We start from the raw sequence: 23,815 nt of genomic DNA on the forward strand, positions 1-23,815 counted from the left end.
TAGACTTTAAGCTTCCTCTAGGATTGCTGTCTCACTAGTTGTTTCATCTTCTGTCTCGATTCGATACGCTTTTAAATCTTCCATCTTGAAGAAAGGATAATACAATCCAAAGCTAAGCAAAATCTGAACGATCTGTAAAACAGCTCCTCGCCAGCCGCTAACCATCAATCCTGCAATAACAGGTGGCATGGTCCACGGTAAATTTACGCCGTTCGCTAAGGGAACAATTCCAGTTGCCATTGCAGTATACGCCAACAGACACATCAAAAGTGGCGCAATGACAAAGGGAATCAGCATCATTGGGTTTAACACGATTGGAATACCAAAAACCAAAGGTTCATTGATATTGAAAATGGCTGGCGCAAATGAGAGTTTCCCTAAAGTTTTAAACTGAGAGGATTTTGCGAAAAATAGACAAGCGATAGCTAAACCAATGGTGGCGCTAGATCCACCAAGTTTGACGAAGTTACTATAAAATTGATAGTTCACAATATTGGGTAATTTTTCTCCTGTAGCGAAAGCTTGGGCATTTTCTACCGTCAGCGCGATCCAAATCGGCTGCATGACAGCACCCACAATATTTGAACCGTGAATACCAAAGGACCACAACAACGCTTCAAATAGTAAGATGATCAATGTTGCAGGAAGTGAACTGCCTAAAGCCAAGAGTGGTGTTTGCAGAACTTCAAAAATAAAGTTTTGAGCAGTTTCATAAGAAGTGAAGGTAAAACCAATACGAATCAAGTTAAAAACGATCACCACGAAAAATCCGGGAATCAATGCTGAAAAAGATTTTGCAACGTTGGAAGGGACAGAATCAGGCATTTTGATGGTCCAGCCTTTTTGCACGACCCAACGAAAAATTTCTGCCGCTAGAATAGCTGTGATCATACCGACAAATAGACCAGATGCCCCAAAGTTTCCCAACGGTAAAAAGGAACCGTTATCCGTTGTCATGATCGGTGTTAGTACTAGAAAAGCAACTAGAGCAATTGCCTGAGTTGACCCTCGATCAACAGCGTAATATTTTGCCATCTCACTAGCAATCCCTAAGATCACAAATAGGGTCATCGCATTCATTGTCATATCGTTGACTTGTAAAAATAGTGACATCCAATTTTCCCCTAAAATAGACGCCATAAAATTAGTATAGGGTTCTATCGGTAGTTGTGTGACTAATAAAAACATAGAACCAATGATCAACAAGGGCATCGCGACAAAGAACCCATTCTTGATTGCTGAAAGATAACGATTAGAATCAAGTTTATAAGCGATTGGACCTAACTTTGCTTGTAACTTATCTAAAAAAGTATTCATGTTGTTCCTCCTTTTTTTGGAAACCCTTACATTTTTAAATTAATAAAGATGTATAAATTTATTTTATAATATGTATTTACTAAAATCAATACACTAGAGTCAGTTTATTTTGATTAAAAGACTGATTTATTTTTGGTGAATGCTTAATAATAAAAAGTCATCCTAGCAGCCAATCCATTGAGTATCCAATAAATTTGAATGCAGGGATGATTCAAAAGGAAATAAAAGTTACAATATTCCACGTACAAGGATAAGTAGAATCATGTGTAATGGATAAAATAAATAAAAACCCCATTTGACCCAATTTGGAGAATAACCACGTTTCCCATTATAATTTAAAAGTAGCGGAATGGTTCCCAGAATACCAAGTCCTGATAGAAGTTCATACCAGGGGACTGAACTAGGTGAAATGAAGTAAACAACCAACATCAATAAAAATAAAAATGCAGTGGCATAAATTGGTGGCAAGATTTTCTTAAGTTTAACATTTTGAATATGATAAAATCCAAAAATAATCAAGACACCAATTAAATTCCAGTCAGACATTACTGTTGTAAGTGAAAAAATAATAACGAGCAAAACATGGATTGCTGTATTTTTAGTTTTATCATACAGCGTAATCAAAATAAGCCCCATTAAAAGAGTAAAGAAAATATTATTGACTAACTCTGTCGGACTAAAAGGATGATCTTGATAAAACAAGGCATGAAAGGGATAAATCGAAATGATCCAAAAAAAGGCGAGTCGAGCAGCATATTTTTTTACATTTCGGGTATAATGAAACCCCTCAACTAATAAATAGGCCATTATCGGAAATGTCAGTTTACCAATAAATTCGGTAAAGAAAAATAATTGATCTGAATACTCGAACAACCTAAACCCACTGCCTATATGGTTTAGTAACATAGCAACAATTGCAATAACTTTCAAGTGAAATGCATCTAATTTCTTGTTCATATATGAATTCCTCCAAACGTTCTAATTCAAAAATAACATAAGTAATATACAAAAGATTGGGACTTTAGTTGCATTTTTCACTCAGACTTTTTACTTTGATTCTAAAAAAAAGGAGCCCAAGTGATTGACAGATATGACTTTCTTCCAGATTTAGATTTTTACATCATCTTAAAAAAATGTTATATTATTCTTATAATGAAAGAATAGCGAATGTCTTGAGATAGACTGATGCAATTGCATTGAAACGAAGGGAGAAAAAAATGAAAGAGGAACAGAGATTTGGAATCATGAAAAAATACGTTAATTGGGTGTTAGATATCGTTTTAGGAGTACTTGCCTTACTTATTTTGATTTTTATGATTCGTCAATTGATTGATATTGCTACATTTATCAACAAACCAATGACACCTAAAAATTTATCGATCGTGATGCAAGAAGTGGTGGCATTTTTCATGTTATTTGAGTTTATTATGATGGTGATCCGCTATATTCAAGAAGGTCATCATATTCCAATTAGATATTTGATTCTGATTTGTATTACGGCAATCTTAAGACAGTTAATGGTATTACATGGTGATGCAGTTCAAACATTATTATTATCTGTATCGATTTTATCATTGGTTATTGTGTTGTTTGTTCTTAATTTAAGTGGGAATAAATCCTACGTTGGATTTAAATCTCATACAGATGATAGTCAAAAAATAGATAAATAAAATCAGTAAAAAGATCACTCAACGAAAATTTGAGTGATCTTTTACTGATTTTAAATTAAATTCTTAATAAAGAAATCAACGCGATAGCTAAAATAACTTGAATAAGCCCGACTGATAATCCATAGATTAAGAAACGTTTTCCTTCTTTGAAGAATTTTTGGAAATCTAAACGTAATCCGATAGCAGCTAGTGCAGTGATTTCAAACCAACCACTAAAGAAATGAGCAGTCTCACTTAGTTGTGCGGGTAAATGAACCAGACTATTGATAACACAAAATAAAACAAATCCCACAACATACCAAGGTAAAGCGCCGTTTTTTTTCTTAGGGGTTACTTCTACAGTGGAAGAGAACGCAGACCTTTGTTGTTTAAATTTACCAAAAAAGTAAACAACGACCACAAGTAGCATGATGCGCATGATTTTAAATAGCATAGCAAGCTCGACAACTTCTCCGTTGACCATACTGGCACTTGCAACAACTTGTCCCACAGATTGCAGGATACCGCCGATCAAAGCGCTTTTGGTTAGAATGTCACTGCCGTAAATAAGGGAGCCGATAATAGGCAATAACAACATTAGGATGGTTCCAAGCAAATTGACCAACGTAATGATCTGCCCTTTTTCTTCTTCTTTTGCGTGAATGGCAGGAGCGATCGAAGCCACCGCAGATGAACCACAGACTGCGTTTCCGCCAGCCATTAATAACGACATGTTATCTGAAAACTGCATCTTTTTACCAAGTACATACGAAGCTATAATCGTCAAACTCATTTGTAAAAGGACAAAAATACCACCTGAGACACCAATTTGAGCGATGGTTTGGAATGTAACGGTTGCACCTAATAATACAACTGAAAATTCTAATAGCTTACCTTCAGCCACTTTAGTTCCTTTTTCTAAAACTGGATTTTTCAAAAAAGTGTTGCCCAGTAAAATCCCTAATAAAATCGCAATTGTCGCGGCGCCTAAGGTCGGCAGCCAGATGGCTACAATTTTACTAATAACCGCTACGATAAAAGCCGTAATCAGTCCAGGTAAAATGATCATAGCCTTTGTTAAATAAGAATGTTTTACATTATTGTTTTCCACTAAATCATTCATCTTCTTTCTTTGTTTGTCTATCTATAAATCTAGTATAACGAAATAATTTGCATTTGAGAAATAAATAGTTAAAATGATATCTATAACGAAAGTGAATGGAAGGGGTCTCTATGTTTAAACTACTGAAAACATTTCGTGCTGTTTATGAAACAAGAAACTTTTCAAAAGCGGCGGAACTTTTATATATTTCACAACCGGCCGTTTCTAATCAAATCAAGCAGTTGGAAGAAGAACTTGATATTCAGCTATTTGTTCGTAATGGACGGCAAGAATTTATTACGACGAAACAAGCTGATATTTTATATCATCATTTGCTTAATTTATCAGATGATTGGGAAGATACACTACATGCGTTGCGGATCCAAACAATTCCAAAAGAAACATGCAAAATTATTGCTTCAAATACGTTTGCAGTGTATTATCTCCCAGAATTAATGGAACAATTAATTAGAGAATTTCCTGAGGTTTCATTCATTTTAGATATGGATAATTCTGAACAAGTGTTGGATAGTATCGAAAAGCATCAAGCACATTTTGGGTTTATTGAAAAACCGTTGATAACAGATGCCATTATACGGCAAGAGATTTTATCGGATGAACTAGTTCATGCAGGTGATTTTTCTCAAGGGCTATGGTTGGTTCGTGAAAATAATTCTGGTGTTTTTCATTATACCGAGCGATACTTTTTAGAACATAATTTAACTCCTCAGAAAATGATAATCAAAAATAATGAAATGATCGTCAGATGCTTGGAACAAGGGATAGGACAATCAATCATATCAAAGAGAGCGTTGAATGAAAAAATAAAATGGCGTTCATTGAACCAAGACTATCAGAGGAAGTTTTATTTTATCAAGAGACAACATATTGAATCTTTTCAATTACGAGCAATTGAAAAGTATATCAGTCAATACTATCAGCAAAATAAAGTGCAATGACTTAAAATTGATAAAAAATGGAAAAAAAATAGAATATATTTTAAATATGTTAATAAAATAGACATTTTAATGGAAAAAAATAGGTAGCTTGTGCTATCTTAATAGAAGATAAATTAATAGTGACAATAATAACAGAACTAAATTGCTTTTATAGCGTTTTTCATTTTACGTTTTGGCAGGAAAGATGATTAGAGTAACTATGGGATATAGGACGGGAGGGAATAATATGGAAGCATTTTTATGGAATGTGGAGCTAAAAGAGTATATCGAAACAGTAGATCAAACAATCAATATTGACCAAGAGTATATCGATTATTATCATGATTTAGCAGAAGAAGCCAATCAACTAGTCAATAAGATAAATGCAACAACGTTAGCGTCAATTTTACCAAAATTGATGGCTATTGACGAAAAATGTACCTTGGTCATTTTTTATATTTTTAATGGGTATGCCTTAGAAAATGACTCGGCAGGTGATACCATCCAACTGATTGAGCAAGAATACAAGAAGACACATAGAGAAAAGTACATTTTTGATATGCCAGAATATGAAACGTGGTCTATTTCTCAAAGAATTCATTGATCTGTAAAGTAATAACTACATAGATACTCAATGAAAATAGCAAAAAACTCCTTACTTCAGAAAAAATTAAGACAATTATTAGGATTGATCTATAAAATAAACACGACTAGAGAGCGATGCTAGTCGTGTTTATTTTATGCAATGATATCGAGTTGATGCTTTTTTTTTATGTCAAAGGCTTTATTTCTATAAATTTTACGTGATACAATAAAATAGAAGTCTATCAGAAAGGAACTTAATAATGGAGTCATTGGATTATCTAACAAAACTAGTAAGTAAAATAAGCGATTTACCGTTAGAAGATTTTCAAATTGAAGAGCAAAATAAAGAGTATGAAGGAGCTACTTTTTCGCTAGGAAAACAAACATTTAGAAGTAGAAAAGCAAAAAGAACACCGAAAAAAATAGGCTATTTCGTTTCTTTTTGGGAAAAGGATACTGAGCGTAACAATCAACCTTATCATTCTACAACAGCACCTGATAAATTAGTCATCACTGTATTGGATCAAGAAAAAAGCGGGCAATTTGTGTTCCCTAAAAAAGTTCTAATAAAAAATGGGATTTTAAGACATGGAGAAGTAAGAGGAAAGATGGCACTACGAGTATATCCTGACTGGATTCAGGCGTTGAACAAAACAGCTACGGCCACACAAAACTGGCAAAGGCCATTTTTTATTGATCTAACTGATGAACTTGATTTGGAAAAACTAGAAATGCTTTATTTTAAGCAAGCTGATTTGTTATCGAAATAAAAATAGACTAGAAATAAGCAATCAAGCTTATTCCTAGTCCTAATAGTCATCAATAAAGAAAATACAAACAATGATATTCATATAAAAGGAAGTATTGAAAAAGGTTGTGTTGATTTTTGATCATTGTGTTTTCTTAATGAATACTTGGGAGTAGTAATGTGACTATTATTTTTTAAGAATCGCTGCTTACTCCCTAAATCATCCAGGAGAATGGGTAAAAGACTGGTTGGGATCAGCTTTTAATATAGTCAATGGTTGGTTGACAGTTATATGTTATGATTTAAAAAGTAAGCAAGCGTTCCTTCATGATAGAAACGAATACATAAAAAAATGGCGTTGGACACACATCCAACGCCATTGTAAGTTCAATAAATAAGCATAAACATTTCCAAGTCAGAAAAAAACTAGTATAAACCTCTAGAAATTTCTGTCAAAATTGAGTAAAATGGAATATGTCAATGTATAAATATTGGCTTAAGCAACTTGATTGGTCAGGTGTTCACTGACTGTTCAGGGCTTCGTGATTTAGTTGGTAGCTAAATCATGAAGTGCTTTTTTTTATCCTATTCGTTTCTATCTAACATCCATTTTATAGGAAAACCCTTTTAGGGTCAATAAAGGGTTGGAAAAAAATTACGTGAATTGTTAAATTGTTTTAAATATGTACGGAAAATATATATATCAAAAAATAAAATAAATATATCATGAGAGGTATATAAATAGAAGAAACACAAAAAGGAATTTAAAAATAAAGCCAAGTATGATAATAGCGCTGTCGGGTGTAATGAATATCCAAATGCTTAACAAAGTGAAATCACTATCTCAATATGCTGGGTCGATTAATATAAGTGAAAAGTGAGTGAGAATAAACGATGGGTGCAAAAGTAATTTCTTCGAAAATAAGCTGAAATTGCTGTAAAACACAATGAATATAATGAACTGATGTTGCACAGTAATTACTTGGTTCTCAGGATTAAACAGTTCTGTCCCATCCTCTTGTTGTATCCGCTATGAAACAACGCAGATTCCTGTGAAGATCTAAAAATATAACTTTATATAAGAAACCCTATCATATGCACTTTCCGTGATCCCTTGATATAATTAATCTGTGTTGTACTGTTTGTATTAGTTTCTTTGTTGATGCAACTTAAATAAGTTAAGAAATAAAGGAGGATGCTACAATGGAACATTTTGATGTAATTATTATAGGAAGCGGACCTGGCGGTATGGCGGCAGCTTACGATTTAGCTGCTGCTGGGGAAAAAATTGCTGTAGTAGAAGCTGATTTATGGGGCGGCACGTGTCCTAATCGCGGTTGTGATCCAAAAAAAGTTCTTTATGGAGCAGTTGAGGCTAAGGATATGCTTAGCCAATTAAAAGGTAGTGGTTTTGATGTGATACCAGAAGTTAATTGGAGCGATCTGATGGCGTTCAAGGAGACTTTTACCCAGTCGGTACCTGTTGAACAAAAAACGGGATTAGCAAATGCAGGGATTCGAACAATCACTGGATTTGCTCGTTTTAACGATAAACATACGATCACAGTAGAAAATAAAAATTATCAGGCTGACAAATTTATTTTAGCGACAGGACAGCGATCCGCTATTTTAGATATTCCAGGAAAAGAAAATTTTGGTACGAGTACTGATTTTTTAAATATGAAAGAGTTACCTAAAAAAATAGCCTTCGTTGGTGGAGGATATATTTCTCTAGAACTTGCTAATATTGCTAATAGTTGTGGCAGTGAGGTACATTTACTGCATCATAATGAACGACCTTTAAAAGGATTTGATGAGGCGTTGACAAAAGAGTTGATCGAAAATCTTAAGCTCCGTGGAATTCATTTTCATTTTAATGACTCGGCTGAAACGATTGTCAAGAAAGGTACACAATTTGAAGTAGCCCTAACCAGTCAGGGAACATTAGTGGTTGATCGTGTCTTTTGCGCAACAGGTCGGATTCCTAATGTGGAAGGCTTAAACTTAGAAAAAATAGGTGTCGACTTTACCCATAAAGGCATTAGCGTAAATGAGTATTTGCAAACAACTGTAGAAACAATTTACGCATTAGGAGATTGCTTAGACAAAAATAAACCCAAGTTAACGCCTGTTTCTAGTTTTGAAGGCAGCTATCTTGCAAAATGTCTTAGCGGAAAGTCGCAAGAAACCATTAAATATCCTGCACTGCCAACCATTATTTTTAGTTCGCCTAAACTAGCGCAAGTTGGTTTAACAGATCAAGCAACTTTAGAGGATAAAAAATATAAAGTGCAAGATTTAGATTTAACTCAATGGTTTACTTACAAGCGTCTTAATGAGCCTTTAGTAAAAGCTAAAATTGTGACTGAAAAAGCAACAGGTCTATTAGTTGGTGCAACAGTCTTAGGGAATGAGGCCGATCAGCTGATCAATCTGTTTACTCTGATGATCAACCAAAAATTGCCAGCTGATAAAGTCAATGACATGATTATGCTTTATCCAACGGTTTCTAGTGATTTAAGTTATCTATATTAAAATAAGCTGTAAACGAAATTTATAACATTTCGTTTACAGCTTATTTAATTATTTATTTATAGAAGAAATTAAACGTTGACTTGCAGCTAAGTGTAAGTAATAATAGGATAATTACTTACACTTTAGAGGAAAGTAATTGATAAATAGTATTTATCAATTACATAAAAATAAAGCATTAGATATTATAGACGATTCTTTTTAAAATATAGATAGTGAAAAACTGAACAAAGTTAATTTTAAACAGCTAGGAGAATGGCAATGGAAACAACCAAAAAAAATTACACCCCTTTGATCGGATCATTATATACAAATTTTATTTTTCAGGGTATGGCAGCAATTATTTTATCCCAAAATCTTAATGCTTTGATGGATAGTTGGCAGGCAACTGTGCAACAAGTAACTTTAGTTATTAGCGGTATCGGTTTGGGACGCGTGCTGATTTTGTATTTTGCTGGTTATTTTTCGGATAAATTTGGACGTAAAAAAACAGTACAGTTAGGGATCATCAGTTATTTGATTTTTTTCCTTGGAATCTTAATCAGTCAAAATTATTTACAAGGTCTCTTTTTTGCCTTGTTTGCTGGGTTTAGTAATGCCTTTTTGGACACAAGCACTTATCCAACCTTGATGGAAGCTTATCCAAATGAAAAAGACAATAGTTCTCTTAGTGTGCTGAACAAAGCGTTTATTTCTTTAGGGCAGTTTATCTTACCATTGCTAACACGATTTATGTTGAATCATGGAATTTATTTTGGACTTGTTTTCATTGGATGTGCTGTAGGTTTATTTCTTAATTTGTTGTATATTTCTAAACTGGGATTTCCAGAAAGAGCAGAAATAGATGTGAGCATACCGCAAATGATCAAAGAAGAAGTAGATGCTAAGAAAAAACAACCGTTGTTTAAAGTAGAAGGATTAGCATTATTAGTGTTTAGCTTTACTTGTGTATCTACGTTCAATATTTTTATTTTGTGGGTTCCATCTTTTGCAGAATCATTAAATCTTATGAACCATTCAAATAGTTTGGTTTTAGTTAGTGCATATAGTATTGGTTCATTTGCATCTGTATTTTTAACGTCATTGATTGTAAAACGTGGAGTTGCACCAACGTTGTTATTAGTCTGGTGTACGCTAATTTCATTATTCTTACTGGTTGGCATGACACTGTTTCCAAGTGTACCGATGTTTTTGATTGGCTCGATCGGTATCGGCGTTTTTGCAGCAGGAGGAATCTGGCAGTTGGGACTGGCTGTATTGCTAGAGCTATTTTCAAAAGGGAAGGGACGAATCACTAGCTATTATTCGATTGCGACCTCTGTGTCTGTGATGATCATCCCTTATATAACAGGGCAACTTGAAAAAATCAATGTTTCACTGATTTTTGGATTAAACATTGTTCTGACTGCGATTGGTTTTGTTGCTGCAATAATCATTCGGTACCGCTATAAAAAAGTAACGAGTGAGTGGAAAGAACACGATAAAGAAATGATTGAGTTAAAAGGAATCGTTGAGTGATAAATCTAAAAAAGCGTGGGACAAAACTAAAGAACAGTTTTGTTTCGCGCTCTAAATCCGAATAAACGGCGAGAAAAAAGCAGCTCCTTCGGAAATAAGCTGAAATTCACAAAAATTTGAAAAGCAATTTTCGTGAATTTCCTCTTATTTCTCGGAGCTAAACGCTTTTGTCTCGGCCTCTTTTATGTTACCCAATCAAATTGACTAAAATCCCTGTAATGAAAACAGATGTGATCGTTACGGTAGAAAAACCAGCGATAACCATCTTTGGTAGAATTTGTCCTTCGATCAGAGCAATTTCTTCAGGTGTGCCGTTGATACTTTTCGCTGCTTCCTGACTCAAAATCATTGTTCCAGGGAAACCATATAATGAAGTTAAACCGATCGCAATCGACATAGATAAACTATAGCCAAGAAACTTGCCGGCAATCGCCGCAAACAATACATTTCCGGTTACACCGACTAAAAACGAAAGCGTCAAAGGTAAAATCAATTCGATCAAATCATGTATAGAAATCGTTGCTAAAGGACCAAAGATAATAATCAAAATAGCTAACATCATCAATCCATACGCATCAATCCCATTCAAGATATTTGGCTTAAAAATATTTAACTCTCTTAAAGCAATCCCAAACAATAAGCAGAGAATGAATGTGTTGATCATGCCATTCGTTAGATTATTAACAAAAGTAGCAAGTAAAACAGTTACTCCAACAACAAATAGTGTCCCTGCTGTTGTATGGAAAAGTTCTGGTAAACGTGTCTTTTTTTGTTCTTTTTCTTCTACTTTTTCAGCTTTAGCAAAAGCATCAGGATTTTCTTGGTATTCTTGATGTAGACGGTTGGCTTCTTTTCTTAAAATTAAAGAAGTCAATGGAAAACCAATCAACCCTTGAAAGGCTGAAATCAAAACAGGTAAAACAGCAACAGACAATAAACCTGCAGCGATTGCGGCATCTTGAACCATGATGATTGAAATTGTACCGCCAGAAATCGCCCCGATTGCAGCAATTGCATAACTTTGATCTTCGAATAATGGACCAACTAATAATAATGCTGCAACAATCCCAAGAGTTGCGGCTACTCCAATCAAGAAAGTTCGCCATTGTTGTTTAAATTCTTTTAAACTGATTGTTGTTCCCAGGTGGACTAAAATAAACCCAACAACAGTTGTTCCTAAAGCGAGTAACGAAGAACTAGGTAATAGATCCTCTGGAAATAAGTTTGTTTTAAAACCAATCAAGAAGATCAATGAGGCAATCAATAAGGTTGACAAGAGCGACTTGGTTTTTTTAGAAATATAATCACTAACCGTCCAAACAAGCATAATAATCGTAAAAGCTAACACAGAATTCATAATTTTCGCTCTCCTTTTTCTAAGTGGCTATTTTTTATTGAATAGGATGGTAAGTAAATCCTAACCCGTGAACCTCAGCAACATTTGAAACAATCACAAACGAAGTGGGATCGATCTGGTCGATAATTCGCATGACTGTAGGGTACTCATTATTTGAACTGACGATCATCAACATTTGATTTTCCTGCTCCGTTTTGCCACCGGTAACGTTGAAAAGAGTCACACCGCGATTAACTGTCCGAAGTAGTTCCTGTTTGATTTCAGATGTTTTATCCTGACTGAAAATCAAAATAGATTTTCTTCGTTTTACGCCTGTTTCAATATAGGTCATGACAATAGACGTAATGATGATCGACAATATCGCATATAGAAACGATTCAACACCAAAGATAAAAACATTCAGTAAAACGATAAAAGCATCTGTTACTAAGAGGCCGGTTGATGTATTGATGTGCCAATATTTTTGTAAAATAAGTGGTGGAATCGTTGTTCCTCCGCTAGAGGCGCCGATTTTATAAAGAATCGCAACACCGATCCCAAAAATTGCACTGCCGAAAAGAACAGAAAGCAAACGATCTGAGGTGACCATGATTTCAGGGACGATTGCTAAAAAGAATGGAAACAATAAACTACCGATCAGTGTATTGAAGAAAACTTTTTTACCTAAAAAGAAGATCGTTAAAAGCAACATCAAACAATTTAAAACCAAAACAACGATCGACCGATCAATCGAAAAGGCCGCTTCTGCCAAAATACCTAATCCACTTACCCCACCTGCCGCTATCTGATGAGGACCTAAAAACATATTAATAGAGATACTCAATAGTAGGACAGCTAATATGATTAGCAAGATATTTTGACCTTTACGTAGCGCAGTCATTTTACTGACCTGCTTGAAATGGTGCTGTCTGGCATTTCATTGACGATAGCCAAAGCTAATTCAACTGACTTTAGCATTTCATCAATTGGGATATATTCATTGACTGTATGGATGTCTTCATATCCAATCGATAAATTCAATGTTGGTTTACCTTGAGCATTAAAGATATTAGCGTCACTGCCGCCACCACTAATTTCAGGTATAAAGGTTCTGCCGATTTTAGTTGTTGCCGCTTTAGCGATTCTAACAGGGGCAGAATCGTCAGCTAAATGAAAACCAGTCGCTTTTTGATCCACCGAAAGAGTGAAGTCACCGCCGTGTAAGCTAATAGCATTTTTGAATGCTTGTTCTAATGTAGCAAGAAAGTCACGCGCTTTTTCATTCGAGATAGATCGTACTTCCCCTTGTATCATCAAATGTTCCATTACAACATTAACTCCTGCGCCACCGGAAATTTTTCCGATATTTGAAGTAGTATGCTCATCAAGTCTACCAAACGGAATTCCTTCTAAGGCCGTTTGAGCGATCGAAAAGGCTGAAATGCCCTTCTCTGGTTCTAAACCAGCATGAGCCGCTTTTCCTGTAACGTCAATATCAAACATATAGAGGAAAGGACTAGCTACGATCCCATTACCAGCGGCCCCAGAATTATCAAATACATAGCCAAATGTTGAGTCGATCAATGACATGTCCAATGCGGCTGCACCAATCAAACCAATTTCTTCCCCAGGAGAAAAGACGAGCTCAATCGGTCCTGTTTCGATATTGTTATCCAAAATCGTTTCCATCATTTCTAAAAGAATCGCAATACCCGCTTTATTATCTGCGGCTAAAATTGTTTCACCTTTCGAATAAAGAATATCGTTTTTTTCAACTACTTCAATGCCTTCACCTGGTTCTACAGTATCAACATGACACGAGAAGAAGATTGGCTCCTTCGCTAAATTTCCAGTGTATTTGGCAATCAAATTGTTTGAGCCAAGTTGTGTTGTTTCCATTGAATCATCTTCTATGACGGTCAACCCTAATGAAGTTAATTTGGTACTTAATAATCGTACAAATTCCCCTTCTTGACGTGAAACAGAAGCGACTTTTACCAACTCAGTAAATGTATCAACTAATCTTTGCTTATTCATATAAAACATCCTTTCTTGTTAATGATTATTTATTCAGTGACCATCCAGACTTCATCGACGAGTTTGATTTGATGCAATTTAAAATCTTGCAACAAAGAGATATGAGAAATAATTTTTTCCATGGCGATTTCTTCATTAGGCTCCATTGAAACAAATTGCTTTGTGATCGATTCGCCATGTTTGTTCAATAATTTGGTTTCAAAAAGGTATCCATAAGAAAAGTACTGCTCGATTTTCATGATTCATCACCATCCATTCCAACTTACTTGTTTTCTATGTCACAAATTTAACATGTAGAGTTCCTAAAATGAATGGCAAAAAAAGGACTGAAATGACATTTTCTGTCATTATTGTGTTTTATTTTAAGCATAAGTCAATAGGGACAAGGGCTTAGCTAGAATAGTTCGTTTTATCCGGCAATGTTTTCCTTTAAAGTGAAAAAAATGCCTGTATTATTAGATTTTTATCCGTTATTATAATGAATAAACAAGTTTTTTATAAAAATAAATCTACAGTTGTTATAGTAGTTTTATAAAAAAACTTTAGTTATTTTAAGGAGGATAAATATGAATCAGACGTTACGCCAATTTAGTATGGTTTTGTTTGTTACTATAATCACATTTTTATTGATTTTTATTTTTTTACCACAATTTATTTGGATTATATTTTCATTTTTTGAACTGATTTCTATTTTATTAAGTATGTACATTGTTTTTAGACGCAAAGATGTTACGAGCGTCAAAGTAGCATGGGTGCTGACGTTATATTTTATTCCAGTCGTTGGTCTATTTTTATATCTGTTCTTTGGGCGCAGTAATTTGAAAAGTAATGCCGTTCAAAGGCGAGAGCAGGATAGACTGATTCGCTATGTTCAAAACGTAAATACAAAGCCTTTGAAACCCTTGAGTCGTTTGGAAGACAAAAATGAGCGCTTATCGAAAAAATCGGTAGTAGGAGGTAATCAATTTGGAGTGCTGACAGATGGTGAAGAGACCTTTTCTGCTATTTTTGCAGCATTGCACGAAGCTAAACATCATATCCATTTGTTTTATTTCATAATCAAAGAGGATGAACTTGCAGATAAGCTCAGAAGAATTTTGATAAAGAAAGCTTCCGAAGGGATCAAGGTTCGTTTTGGTGTGGATGGGTTAGGTTCAGTGAAGTTATCGGATGAATATCTTGATTCTTTAAAAGCAGCACAGATAGAGGTAGAAATTTTTAATCCGATCCAATCGTTTTACCATATTGCTAGGGCAAATTGGCGCAATCATAGAAAAGTGATCGTCATTGATGGAACGCTTGGGTTTGTGGGTGGTTTAAATATCGGAAATGAATATTTAGGTATAACCCCAAAATTTTCTCATTGGCGCGATACACATTTGCAAATAAAAGGTCCTTTAGTAACACAGTTACAAGAAAGTTTTCTCTATGATTGGCTATATATGAAAAATAGTGCTGGAAGTGCTAGTGAGTTTATGCTGGAAAGTTATTTCCCTACAGTTGAGGTAGGTAGCGATGAAGGTCAAGTGATATACGGTGGTCCTTATGATCAAGAACGATTGGTTCGCGATGTTTTGTTTAATTTGATCGATTCAGCGAAAGAAAAAATTTCTATTGCCAGTCCGTACTTTGTTCCTGATGATGAATTATTGGCGTTATTAAGAAGAGTTGCTCGTAATGGTGTGAGTGTGGAAATCATCATTCCGGGAAAAGGAGACAGAAAACTTTCTTATTATGGAAATGACTTTTATTTGGAAGATTTAATTAGTGCTGGAATTCATGTTTACAAATACGATGATACCGCTTTTTTACACTGCAAAGTAATGATTATTGATGCACAAGTTGCAACGATTGGTTCGACAAATTTTGATATTCGTAGCTTTGATATCAATCATGAAGTGTCGGCTATTTTATATTCTGGCCAAGCAATTCAAAAATTAGCCGATGATTTCAAAACGGATCGAACCAATGCAAAACGGATCACCGCTCAAGATTTAGCACAAAGAAGTACCTGGAAAAAAATCAAAGGTAAAATATGTGGTCTTTTTGCACCCCTTTTATAAAACTGAAAAAATCAAATCAGGCGTGTTTTGAAAGGGCTCGTGCTATACTAATATAAAGGCTTTTAATGGGAAATAACGGCACATCCAAGGGGGAAAAACATGCGGAAATTGTATATAGATTTAGTAACAGATAAAAAAGCAATTCGATTGATCAATCTAATTTATTTTTTAGCGGATACCTCTGATTTACTAACAATGGAAGATGTGGCAACCAACTTAGGTGTGACAAAAAAGACGCTAAAAAGTGATATCGCTCTATTACAAGAATACAATCCGGTGATTGATGGATTTGTACAAGTAAAAAAAGAAACCATTATCTTTAATAGAGATAGCACCTACACGATTGAAGAGATTTTATCGGATATTATCGATCAACAGCCGCTTTTTACTTTGTTGAGCGCTCTGTTGGACGGGGAAGAATATTCAATTGAAACTTGGTGTGAACGGATTTGGCTATCAGAACGAACCTTAAGACGCTATTTACCTCATCTAACTGAGGTGTTAGAGCGATACAATTTAACCTTACAATTATCGCCATTTCTAGCTCTGATTGGAGAAGAAGCAGATATTCGGTATTTGTATTTTGATTATACGAGTCAACGTGGTTGGAGAGACGAAGATGTTCAATTAGATGAAATGGTTCAAAAGTTTTATTATGAATTTCAAGAAGCCTTTCTAAAAAAATATCAACGAGTGTTGACACTGGATGCTAATCGGGCAAAAATGTGGCACCATGTTATTTTGCAAAGAGTCGGCAAGCATTTGTACATCCCTAAAAAGCAAGAAGCAAATAAGAAATATGAGATGACAGATCGTTTTGAAGTGTTTTCTGAAATCTATGATCAATTGATGAAAAAGTATTTTTCAATAGAAAACCTCCCTTATGAAGAACATATCTATGCTTATATCACAACCTTAGCAACTGTCATTTATTTACCTCCAGAAGGGGAAATTTACTCAATCAATCTGACACGGAAATCCAATTACGACAATCAGTATAATACGCTCTTTGATTTTGGTGAAAGCATTCCTTTGGATCCTACAAGAAGAAAAGAAATGTATCATTGCTTGAATTCATTTTTAGAAAATCTTAGCTTGCTATCTAGAGTTACATCGTTATTTCAAAGAAACTCATTTGAGCTGAATCAGTACGCTAAAAGCGAATTTCCGACGATTTACCAAGCGTGTTTGGTAAAATTAAAACAAGTCAAATTAGCTCATGATGCGCGATTAGTATATCCGGAAGATGTAGCAACGAATTTGAGTTTGCTGCTTAGTTCCTATTTAATTGATACGACAATTGAAAATAATAAAAAAATTCTTTTAAGCATTTCGGGTGAAGCCTGTTATGTTCAGCATTTGATTGCTATTTTAAAGAAAAGAATTCCTGGTAATTTTGATGTTATCTGGGTTTTTAATGAAAAGATTACTGAAGAGTATATAAAAAGAGAAGGAATTGACGTGATTATTTATAACCATGTGATGCTAGTACCAATTGAAGGCTGTTTAAGTATTAAGGTTTCGCAGTTTCCTGCAACAGGTGAGTTGGAGAGACTGACGAAAAAGTTATTTGAGCTTTGAGTAGAATCCGAAACAATAGAAAAAGCCGAAATGAACTTTAGTCTGTTCATTTCGGCTTTTTCTATTGTTTAGTTTAAAAATTCTTTTGCAATGTTTTCATTGATCGTGATCATTTGGTAAAAGTCATTGATGTTCACGAATTCATTTGGCTGATGCGCATATTTAGTTTCACCAGGTCCTAAAATTAAAATGGGGAACTCTTTTTTTACACGCTCAAATTGAGAGCCATCAGTATAGCCTGTCATACCGAACGTATTCGTTGCTTTACCAGTAACGTCAGAAACAACTTTTTGAGTTAATACAGTAAATGGATCGTCAAGTTCAGTTTTCATTGAAGGTAAATCATTGATGAACTCGATTTCTGCTTTAAAATCAGGGACGGTTGCTGTTAATTTATCCAGCATATCGCTAAATTGTTTTTTTAACTCTGAATGATTTTGCGCTTTGATTGTTCGGATGTCGATTTCTACTGTACATTTATCGGGAACGACATTGGTTCCATTACCGCCGTTGATAATATCTAAACTGGAAGTCGAAGCCCCCACTAATTCGTCTACAGATTGAGAAAAATCAAAGGTTTCTTTAAAGGCATTTAAGACTAAAAGCATATGCTCGATTGCATTTACTCCTTGATCTGGCATTGAGCCGTGAGCTGTTTTCCCGTAAGTTGTGATACGTGGCCATAAGGCGCCTTTATGAGCCACACCAATCTCGACATTTGTAGGTTCACCAATCACTAAGGCGTCTAAATCATCTGCATAGCCTTTATCAACTAATTGACCAGAACCGATAGCGCTTGTTTCCTCTCCTACAGTAGCTAAAAGTTTGATGGTTCCTTTAAAGTTTGAACCAGCTTCTTTTAAACGAATCATCGCAACAACGGCTGCAATCAAGCCTGATTTCATATCACAAGTTCCACGTCCATAAAGTAAACCGTCTTTTTCAATTGCTGCAAAAGGATCTTCATCCCAAGCGATTTCTCCCACAGGAACCACATCCATATGACCAGAAAAACCTAGGACAGGTCCTGCTTCAGTACCTTTTAGAGTCGCAACTAATTGATTTCGTCCTTCGCTATATTCTACTTGTTCACAAGGGATGTCATACTTTTCAAAAAGAACCTGCAGTTTATCTGCAACTAATTTTTCTTGTCCTAAAATACTTTTGATTTGAACAACTTCTTTTAATAATTGTAATGCTTCTTGATTATCCATGAATGCTCTCTCCTTATACTTGTTTTTCTTTTGGAATAATAAATACGATTGAACCTAAGGCTAAAACACAGAAAAGAATATTTGTCAGTAAGCCAAATGTTGCACCTTGTGTATAATTACCACCAGCACTAAATCCATTGTAAACCGCAGCAGAAATCGCAACACCTAATGCTCCTCCAAGAGAACTGGCCATTTTGTAAATACCAGAAGCCACTCCGGCTTTTTCATTTGGCACACTGGAAATCGCTGTATCTGTAGAAGGTGTTGCATACATGCCAAGTCCCATTCCAAATAAACTATAGCCAATAAAAACTAATACGAAATAGGCAGTGCCAGTAATCATGGTTAACGCCATCAAACCAACACCCGTGCCGGAAAGAATCGTTCCCCATAACATTGGTTTTTTCGCTCCGATTGTTTGCAATAATTTTTCGCCGATTCGAATCGTGATCAAAACTAGACACAAGTAACCAATCGATAACATACCCGTTTTAGCAGAAGAAAGGCCTCGGCCTTGTTGAACATAGGTATTGATAACAATCAAAGTACCTGCAACAGCATTCAATAAGAAATTAGAAATCGTTGCACCAAGATAACCGCGGTTTTCAAATAAAGCAAACTCAACAAAACTATTATCGATTGCTTGTTCCACTTTATAAAAAGCAATCAGCCCTATGATAACGACTACGGCTAAAATAAGCACGATCGGACTTGTCCAGCCGAGTTCAGAGCCTTTCGAAACAACTACGTTTAAAGCAACCATTGAAACGATAAATAAAAGCAACCCAATTGAATCGAATTTACTATTACTATCGCTAGTAACCTTACTTTCAGGTGTACCAAAAATCAATAATGCACTACAAATTGAAACAATAATCGAAAAAATAAAGACATAACGCCAGCCTAAAGAACTAGCAATGGCTCCGCCAAAGAATGAACATAAACCAGAACCACCCCAAGAACCGATCGACCAATAACTTAGCGCTCGTTGACGATCTTTGCCTTCATAATATGTTTTGACTAGCGCCATCGTTGCAGGCATGATACACGCAGCTGATAATCCTTGTAAGATGCGACCACCCACAAATAATATAGGTCCGTGTGCAACCACCAAAGCTGCTGAACCGATAACACTTAAAATAAGTCCAATATATGTTAATTTCATTCTGCCTAATTTATCCGCCAATCCGCCAGCTACGACGATAAAAATACCAGAGAATAAACCAGTCATGGAGATTCCTATGTTTAAAACGCCAGAAGAAACACCTAAGTCACTTTGTACGGCTGGCGCCATATTTAGTAAAGATTGGGCAAACAACCAATAGGTTAATACGCTTAAAACGATGCCTATCAGTAATTTGTTTGTCCCTTTATATGTTGCAGCATCTGCTGTATGTGTTGTTGCTTTCATGATTAAACTCCTTCAGATAAATAATGTAGAACAGCTGCACCCATTGATTTTGCAGCAATTAATAAACAATTTTCATCAATATAAAATTTTGGATGATGATGTGGATACATTGGTGTTCCTTCTTTATGCGCACCTACGAAAAAGAAACAGCTTGGTCGTTCTTTGGCATAATAAGCAAAATCTTCAGAAGGGGTTTGTGGTCCGCATTCGACCAATTGCTTCACTTCGGGAATTTGCGCTTCAGTCAATGCTTTAGCAACCATTTCAGTAGTTTTAGCATCATTGACACAAACTGGATAATCATTGGCGTAATCAAGCTCATAGCTGATGCCGAATGTCCGACAGATGCCGTCTAGAATTTGTTTGAATTCTTTCTCTACGATGGCGCGTGTTTCTTCTTTCATGATTCGTACATCACCTTCTAATGTAACAGAATCTTTGATAACGTTAGCCGAACCTTTACCGTCAAATGAACCAATCGTAACGGTTGCTGTGTCAAAAGGATTGATTCTGCGACTGACGATGGTTTGAACGGCTGTAACGAATTGAGAAGCCGCTACGATCGTATCGTTGGCATCTTGTGGTGTTGAACCATGCCCGCCTTTTCCTTGCATTACAATTTTAAAAGTTGCCCGACCAGTGTGAACGGGTCCTGAATGATAAAGAACATCGCCAAGCGGCATCAAACTCATTACATGAATTCCCAGAACATGATCCACCCCATCTAAACAACCAGCTTCGATCATCCCTTTAGCGCCACCTGGTGGTACTTCTTCTGCTGGTTGATGAATCACACGAATCGTTCCTGCTAATTGATCTTTTAATTCAATCAGTGAATCAGCTAAGATCATCATGTATGCTGTATGGCCATCATGTCCGCAAGCATGCATAACACCAGCTGTTTTGGATGAGAAGGGCAGTCCTGTATCTTCTTGGATCGGTAAAGCATCGAAATCTGCTCGAATCGCTAAAACAGGTCCTTTTTTTCCACCATGAATATCGACTAAAATACCATTGCCACCGCCAATATTTGTTTGGATAGTACAATCTTTTCCTGCATAAAAATCAGCAATATAGCGTGCTGTTTCTGTTTCATGAAAAGATAGTTCAGGGTTTTCATGGAAATGACGGCGAATTTTGATCATGTCTGATTCTTTTTGTTGAAGTTTTGTAAATAATTGCGTACGTAAATCGTTCATTTGATCTTCTCCTTTAAATTACAACTCATATTCTATGCTTAATTAAAAAATTCACAATGCTAAGAATTTCTAAATTTCAGAAATCCCTTTTAGATTAGATAGATCAGAAATAAAAAGGTTGTCGAACGAACGATATTTTCTTGTTTAAGTGTTATAATGAAAGGAGAATAAATAAATGAGGTAAGTAAATGATTGTAAATGAAAATTATCAGATCAATTATCAACAATTACAGGCAGAACAAGCTATGTTTTGCAAAGAAACCACCATTTTGATCGTCTTAAAAGGAAGTATGTTTATTACTATAGAAGAAACAACGAATCAAGTAAGTGCAGGAGAAGTGTTTGTAGTCAATGCAGGGGATCATTTAATTTTGACTGCTGAGGCAACACAAAATTGTACTTATTTGCAATTAGGAATCAATAGTGTTTTCTTTGCGGCACAATTTCCCGCTTTTTTCTATACTCGATTTGACTGTACACCAATCCAAAAAGAACATGGGAAAATGCCTGCGATTGCAGCTCTAAGAAGGCAAGTTGCGGAGTTATGTTTAGTTGAATTAAGTGATGATCCTTCAAAAAGGCTCAAGATTACATTATTTTTAACTCAGATCATTTTGTCTCTGGTTCATCATTTTCAAAAAGAAGAAGTGACAGAATATCATCCTTCAGACAATCAAAAATTAAGGGAAATTTTGGACTATATCGAAGAGCATTATCATGAAGGTGTTTTATTATCTGATGTAGCAGAATATTTTTTTATGTCGGATTCCTCTTTATCGAAGTTTTTTAAGAATGAAACTGGAGAGTACTTTTCTCATTATGTGCGGACGATTTGTGTGAAACACAGTTTATCAGAGTTGCTGTATACGAAAAAAAGTATCGAGCAAATTGCTTTAGATAGTGGTTTTAGTAATAGCAAAACCTATCGTCAACACTTTAAAAAAATCTTTAATGATTCTCCAACTAGTTATCGTTCATCTCACTTAGAACAAACGAAAGCACCGCAGACAATCAAACAAGTTGCGCAAACAACAGAGCTTCAAATCAAAGAAATTTTGGTTCCATTATATAGTTATATTCAAACCGGTTTAGAAGAATCTCGTCCTTCAGAATTATCGTTAAAGACTAAACAGCTTCATATTACAACGGAACAATCCGTAGTCGATTATTTAAAAAAAGACGTGATCATTCATGTTGGTTCATGGGAAGCGTTAGCTTCTAAGAAAATACAAAGTGAGATTTTGAATATAAAAAAGCAAATTGGCATCAAGTATATTAGTATCCAATCGTTATTTACACAAGTCCCTTTATCCGTTCAGATCCATCAAGAAGCTGGGATGAATTCATTTCCTGCGTTTGAACAGTGGGACTACATTCTAACATTTTTAGAAGATGCTCGGCTGGAACTTCTTTTTCAGTTGTCACTTGTAGAATTTAAGCAACTTAGTCTTAGCTTGAAACAGATTTGTCGTAAATTTTTCCGACATGTTCAAAATAAGTTTGGAACAAAAATGACGGAGCAATGGAAGGTTAATTGTCTCTTTAAAGGTCAAAATCTTGTAGAATACTATCCAGAATTTCTAGAAGTAAAAAAATTACTAGTTGAGATCGCACCTAAAATAGCTGTAGGAGCAGAAATCCCTTCACCTGACCCGTTTTTTGAGCAAAAGGATCCAGAGCAAACGCGTTTTTTTTGTGAGACGATTGCAATAAAGTGTGAATTCCTGTCATTTTCTGCCGAACCTAATTATGTGTTTCAAAATTTGGATAGTACCTTTCCGGATTTAAAAAATTATCATCAATATGTGCTGAATAAAACCCTGCATATCAAGCATATTCTAAAGGAATATGAAATCAAACTGCCGCTTTATCTTACTGAATGGAACACATTGACTGGGATGACAAGAAATAGTAATGGAACATTCTTTAGAGGAGCGATTATTTTAAAAGATCTTTTAATGTTGGATACATTGGTAGATGGGTTCGGTTTTTGGTTGAATATCGAGTTGTATGAGAAACAAACACAAGAACGCCCCTTAAAAAATGATGGATTGGAGTTATTTCATTTTTATAGTGGAAAAAGACCTGTCTATTTTTGTTTATGGCTAGCTAGAAGGATGGAAGGGAAGGTTTTGGCACAAGGTGAAGAGTATCTATTGACCTACATCAATGGCAAGTACCAGTTGTTGTTGTTTAATACGAATTATTTTGATCCTCATCTTTCTTCTGAAGAAGCTTTTCTTGAAAGCCAGGCTGTGACCTTTGAGATTGAATTAGTAACAGTTACACTAGCGCATTATCAGATCAAGCAAATTGATTTTAATCGGCACAATGGAGCGTTATTTTACACTTATGAAGAGTTCCGTAATGCTGAAGCACTTGATTTTGAAACGCAAAAATATGTTGTAGATAGTACTAGACCGAAGATCAAAGTTTTTGATACTCAAGTTGAGGATGCGTTTAATTATTATGTGACACTAGATACAAACGGTATCGTGCTGTTGGAGTTGACACCAATCATAGAATGAAAGTAAAACTCGTTTCCTTGACGAATACATTTTTACTAGTTAGTATTTAACCAATAC

19 protein-coding genes are annotated in these 23,815 nt (G+C 35.3%); 9 read left to right on the forward strand and 10 right to left on the reverse strand.

Annotated features, from left to right (window positions below; genetic code table 11):
• Positions 1 to 6 precede the first annotated feature (6 nt).
• Positions 7 to 1,317, reverse strand: a complete 1,311-nt coding sequence (celB, locus tag I583_RS01095) for a PTS cellobiose transporter subunit IIC (RefSeq protein ID WP_010762700.1) — start codon at positions 1,315 to 1,317, stop codon at positions 7 to 9.
• Positions 1,318 to 1,545: 228 nt separating this feature from the next.
• Positions 1,546 to 2,274, reverse strand: a complete 729-nt coding sequence (locus I583_RS01100; protein WP_010762701.1) for a TraX family protein — start codon at positions 2,272 to 2,274, stop codon at positions 1,546 to 1,548.
• A gap of 260 nt (positions 2,275 to 2,534) precedes the next feature.
• Here I583_RS01100 and psiE point away from each other — a divergent pair, with 260 nt between their 5' ends.
• A complete protein-coding gene (gene psiE / locus I583_RS01105; protein ID WP_010762702.1) occupies positions 2,535 to 2,987 on the forward strand; it encodes a phosphate-starvation-inducible protein PsiE in 453 nt (150 codons plus the stop codon).
• A 55-nt stretch (positions 2,988 to 3,042) separates the two neighbouring features.
• Here psiE and I583_RS01110 read toward each other — a convergent pair whose 3' ends face one another.
• On the reverse strand, positions 3,043 to 4,089 hold the full coding sequence (locus I583_RS01110; RefSeq protein WP_010762703.1) for a YeiH family protein: 1,047 nt from the start codon (positions 4,087 to 4,089) through the stop codon (positions 3,043 to 3,045).
• Between the two features lie 110 nt (positions 4,090 to 4,199).
• Here I583_RS01110 and I583_RS01115 point away from each other — a divergent pair, with 110 nt between their 5' ends.
• From I583_RS01115 to I583_RS01135, 5 genes are all read left to right on the forward strand, one after another.
• Positions 4,200 to 5,027: a LysR family transcriptional regulator gene (locus I583_RS01115; protein WP_010762704.1), complete on the forward strand. Its 828-nt coding sequence runs from the start codon at positions 4,200 to 4,202 to the stop codon at positions 5,025 to 5,027.
• Positions 5,028 to 5,253: 226 nt separating this feature from the next.
• Positions 5,254 to 5,610, forward strand: coding sequence for a DUF7006 family protein (locus tag I583_RS01120; protein WP_010762705.1), 357 nt, complete (start codon positions 5,254 to 5,256; stop codon positions 5,608 to 5,610).
• 241 nt (positions 5,611 to 5,851) lie between these two features.
• Positions 5,852 to 6,361 carry a MepB family protein gene (locus tag I583_RS01125; RefSeq protein ID WP_010762706.1) on the forward strand — a complete coding sequence of 170 codons (510 nt, stop codon included), beginning with the start codon at positions 5,852 to 5,854 and terminating at the stop codon, positions 6,359 to 6,361.
• A 1,181-nt stretch (positions 6,362 to 7,542) separates the two neighbouring features.
• Positions 7,543 to 8,874 carry a dihydrolipoyl dehydrogenase family protein gene (locus I583_RS01130; RefSeq protein WP_010762707.1) on the forward strand — a complete coding sequence of 444 codons (1,332 nt, stop codon included), beginning with the start codon at positions 7,543 to 7,545 and terminating at the stop codon, positions 8,872 to 8,874.
• A 258-nt stretch (positions 8,875 to 9,132) separates the two neighbouring features.
• Complete coding sequence (locus tag I583_RS01135; RefSeq protein ID WP_010762708.1) at positions 9,133 to 10,389, forward strand: MFS transporter; 1,257 nt, start codon at positions 9,133 to 9,135, stop codon at positions 10,387 to 10,389.
• Positions 10,390 to 10,576: 187 nt separating this feature from the next.
• Here I583_RS01135 and I583_RS01140 read toward each other — a convergent pair whose 3' ends face one another.
• From I583_RS01140 to I583_RS01155, 4 genes are read right to left on the reverse strand one after another with little or no spacing between them, the layout of a single operon-like run.
• Positions 10,577 to 11,746, reverse strand: a complete 1,170-nt coding sequence (locus I583_RS01140; protein ID WP_010762709.1) for a hypothetical protein — start codon at positions 11,744 to 11,746, stop codon at positions 10,577 to 10,579.
• Between the two features lie 34 nt (positions 11,747 to 11,780).
• Positions 11,781 to 12,626, reverse strand: coding sequence for a YitT family protein (locus tag I583_RS01145; RefSeq protein ID WP_010762710.1), 846 nt, complete (start codon positions 12,624 to 12,626; stop codon positions 11,781 to 11,783).
• Entirely contained in the window at positions 12,623 to 13,762 is a 1,140-nt protein-coding gene (locus I583_RS01150) for a M20/M25/M40 family metallo-hydrolase (RefSeq protein ID WP_010762711.1), read from the reverse strand. Before I583_RS01150 ends, I583_RS01145 begins: the two co-directional genes overlap by 4 nt.
• Positions 13,763 to 13,791: 29 nt before the next feature.
• Positions 13,792 to 14,001, reverse strand: a complete 210-nt coding sequence (locus I583_RS01155; protein WP_010762712.1) for a hypothetical protein — start codon at positions 13,999 to 14,001, stop codon at positions 13,792 to 13,794.
• A 327-nt stretch (positions 14,002 to 14,328) separates the two neighbouring features.
• Between I583_RS01155 and cls the strand changes: the two genes are divergently transcribed.
• The gene (gene cls / locus I583_RS01160; RefSeq protein ID WP_010762713.1) at positions 14,329 to 15,825 is read left to right on the forward strand and encodes a cardiolipin synthase; all 1,497 of its coding nucleotides are present in this window, start codon (positions 14,329 to 14,331) and stop codon (positions 15,823 to 15,825) included.
• A 99-nt stretch (positions 15,826 to 15,924) separates the two neighbouring features.
• Positions 15,925 to 17,406: an AcpB/EbpR/MafR family transcriptional regulator gene (locus I583_RS01165; protein ID WP_010762714.1), complete on the forward strand. Its 1,482-nt coding sequence runs from the start codon at positions 15,925 to 15,927 to the stop codon at positions 17,404 to 17,406.
• Between the two features lie 68 nt (positions 17,407 to 17,474).
• On the opposite strand, the gene I583_RS01170 is transcribed toward I583_RS01165, so the two are convergent.
• Genes I583_RS01170 through I583_RS01180 form a run of 3 tightly spaced genes read right to left on the reverse strand, consistent with a single transcriptional unit; the run spans position 17,475 to position 21,230 of the window.
• On the reverse strand, positions 17,475 to 18,620 hold the full coding sequence (locus I583_RS01170) for an ArgE/DapE family deacylase (RefSeq protein WP_010762715.1): 1,146 nt from the start codon (positions 18,618 to 18,620) through the stop codon (positions 17,475 to 17,477).
• 13 nt (positions 18,621 to 18,633) lie between these two features.
• Entirely contained in the window at positions 18,634 to 20,031 is a 1,398-nt protein-coding gene (locus tag I583_RS01175) for an MFS transporter (RefSeq protein WP_010762716.1), read from the reverse strand.
• Positions 20,032 to 20,033: 2 nt separating this feature from the next.
• Positions 20,034 to 21,230, reverse strand: coding sequence for a M20 family metallopeptidase (locus I583_RS01180; protein WP_010762717.1), 1,197 nt, complete (start codon positions 21,228 to 21,230; stop codon positions 20,034 to 20,036).
• A 188-nt stretch (positions 21,231 to 21,418) separates the two neighbouring features.
• Here I583_RS01180 and I583_RS01185 point away from each other — a divergent pair, with 188 nt between their 5' ends.
• The gene (locus tag I583_RS01185) at positions 21,419 to 23,758 is read left to right on the forward strand and encodes a helix-turn-helix domain-containing protein (RefSeq protein WP_010762718.1); all 2,340 of its coding nucleotides are present in this window, start codon (positions 21,419 to 21,421) and stop codon (positions 23,756 to 23,758) included.
• The last annotated feature ends 57 nt before the right edge of the window (positions 23,759 to 23,815 follow it).

The sequence above is a fragment of the Enterococcus haemoperoxidus ATCC BAA-382 genome (assembly GCF_000407165.1).
GTDB lineage: Bacteria > Bacillota > Bacilli > Lactobacillales > Enterococcaceae > Enterococcus_L > Enterococcus_L haemoperoxidus.

Coding starts and splice junctions, on each gene's coding strand:
- I583_RS01185 (WP_010762718.1), top strand. CDS start 21,419: ATGATTGTAAATGAAAATTATCAGATCAATTATCAACAATTACAGGCA.
- I583_RS01150 (WP_010762711.1), bottom strand. CDS start 13,762: ATGAATAAGCAAAGATTAGTTGATACATTTACTGAGTTGGTAAAAGTC.
- I583_RS01130 (WP_010762707.1), top strand. CDS start 7,543: ATGGAACATTTTGATGTAATTATTATAGGAAGCGGACCTGGCGGTATG.
- I583_RS01165 (WP_010762714.1), top strand. CDS start 15,925: ATGCGGAAATTGTATATAGATTTAGTAACAGATAAAAAAGCAATTCGA.
- I583_RS01175 (WP_010762716.1), bottom strand. CDS start 20,031: ATGAAAGCAACAACACATACAGCAGATGCTGCAACATATAAAGGGACA.
- cls (WP_010762713.1), top strand. CDS start 14,329: ATGAATCAGACGTTACGCCAATTTAGTATGGTTTTGTTTGTTACTATA.
- I583_RS01135 (WP_010762708.1), top strand. CDS start 9,133: ATGGAAACAACCAAAAAAAATTACACCCCTTTGATCGGATCATTATAT.
- I583_RS01170 (WP_010762715.1), bottom strand. CDS start 18,620: ATGGATAATCAAGAAGCATTACAATTATTAAAAGAAGTTGTTCAAATC.
- psiE (WP_010762702.1), top strand. CDS start 2,535: ATGAAAGAGGAACAGAGATTTGGAATCATGAAAAAATACGTTAATTGG.
- I583_RS01140 (WP_010762709.1), bottom strand. CDS start 11,746: ATGAATTCTGTGTTAGCTTTTACGATTATTATGCTTGTTTGGACGGTT.
- I583_RS01145 (WP_010762710.1), bottom strand. CDS start 12,626: ATGACTGCGCTACGTAAAGGTCAAAATATCTTGCTAATCATATTAGCT.
- I583_RS01110 (WP_010762703.1), bottom strand. CDS start 4,089: ATGAATGATTTAGTGGAAAACAATAATGTAAAACATTCTTATTTAACA.
- I583_RS01115 (WP_010762704.1), top strand. CDS start 4,200: ATGTTTAAACTACTGAAAACATTTCGTGCTGTTTATGAAACAAGAAAC.
- I583_RS01155 (WP_010762712.1), bottom strand. CDS start 14,001: ATGAAAATCGAGCAGTACTTTTCTTATGGATACCTTTTTGAAACCAAA.
- celB (WP_010762700.1), bottom strand. CDS start 1,317: ATGAATACTTTTTTAGATAAGTTACAAGCAAAGTTAGGTCCAATCGCT.
- I583_RS01100 (WP_010762701.1), bottom strand. CDS start 2,274: ATGAACAAGAAATTAGATGCATTTCACTTGAAAGTTATTGCAATTGTT.
- I583_RS01125 (WP_010762706.1), top strand. CDS start 5,852: ATGGAGTCATTGGATTATCTAACAAAACTAGTAAGTAAAATAAGCGAT.
- I583_RS01120 (WP_010762705.1), top strand. CDS start 5,254: ATGGAAGCATTTTTATGGAATGTGGAGCTAAAAGAGTATATCGAAACA.
- I583_RS01180 (WP_010762717.1), bottom strand. CDS start 21,230: ATGAACGATTTACGTACGCAATTATTTACAAAACTTCAACAAAAAGAA.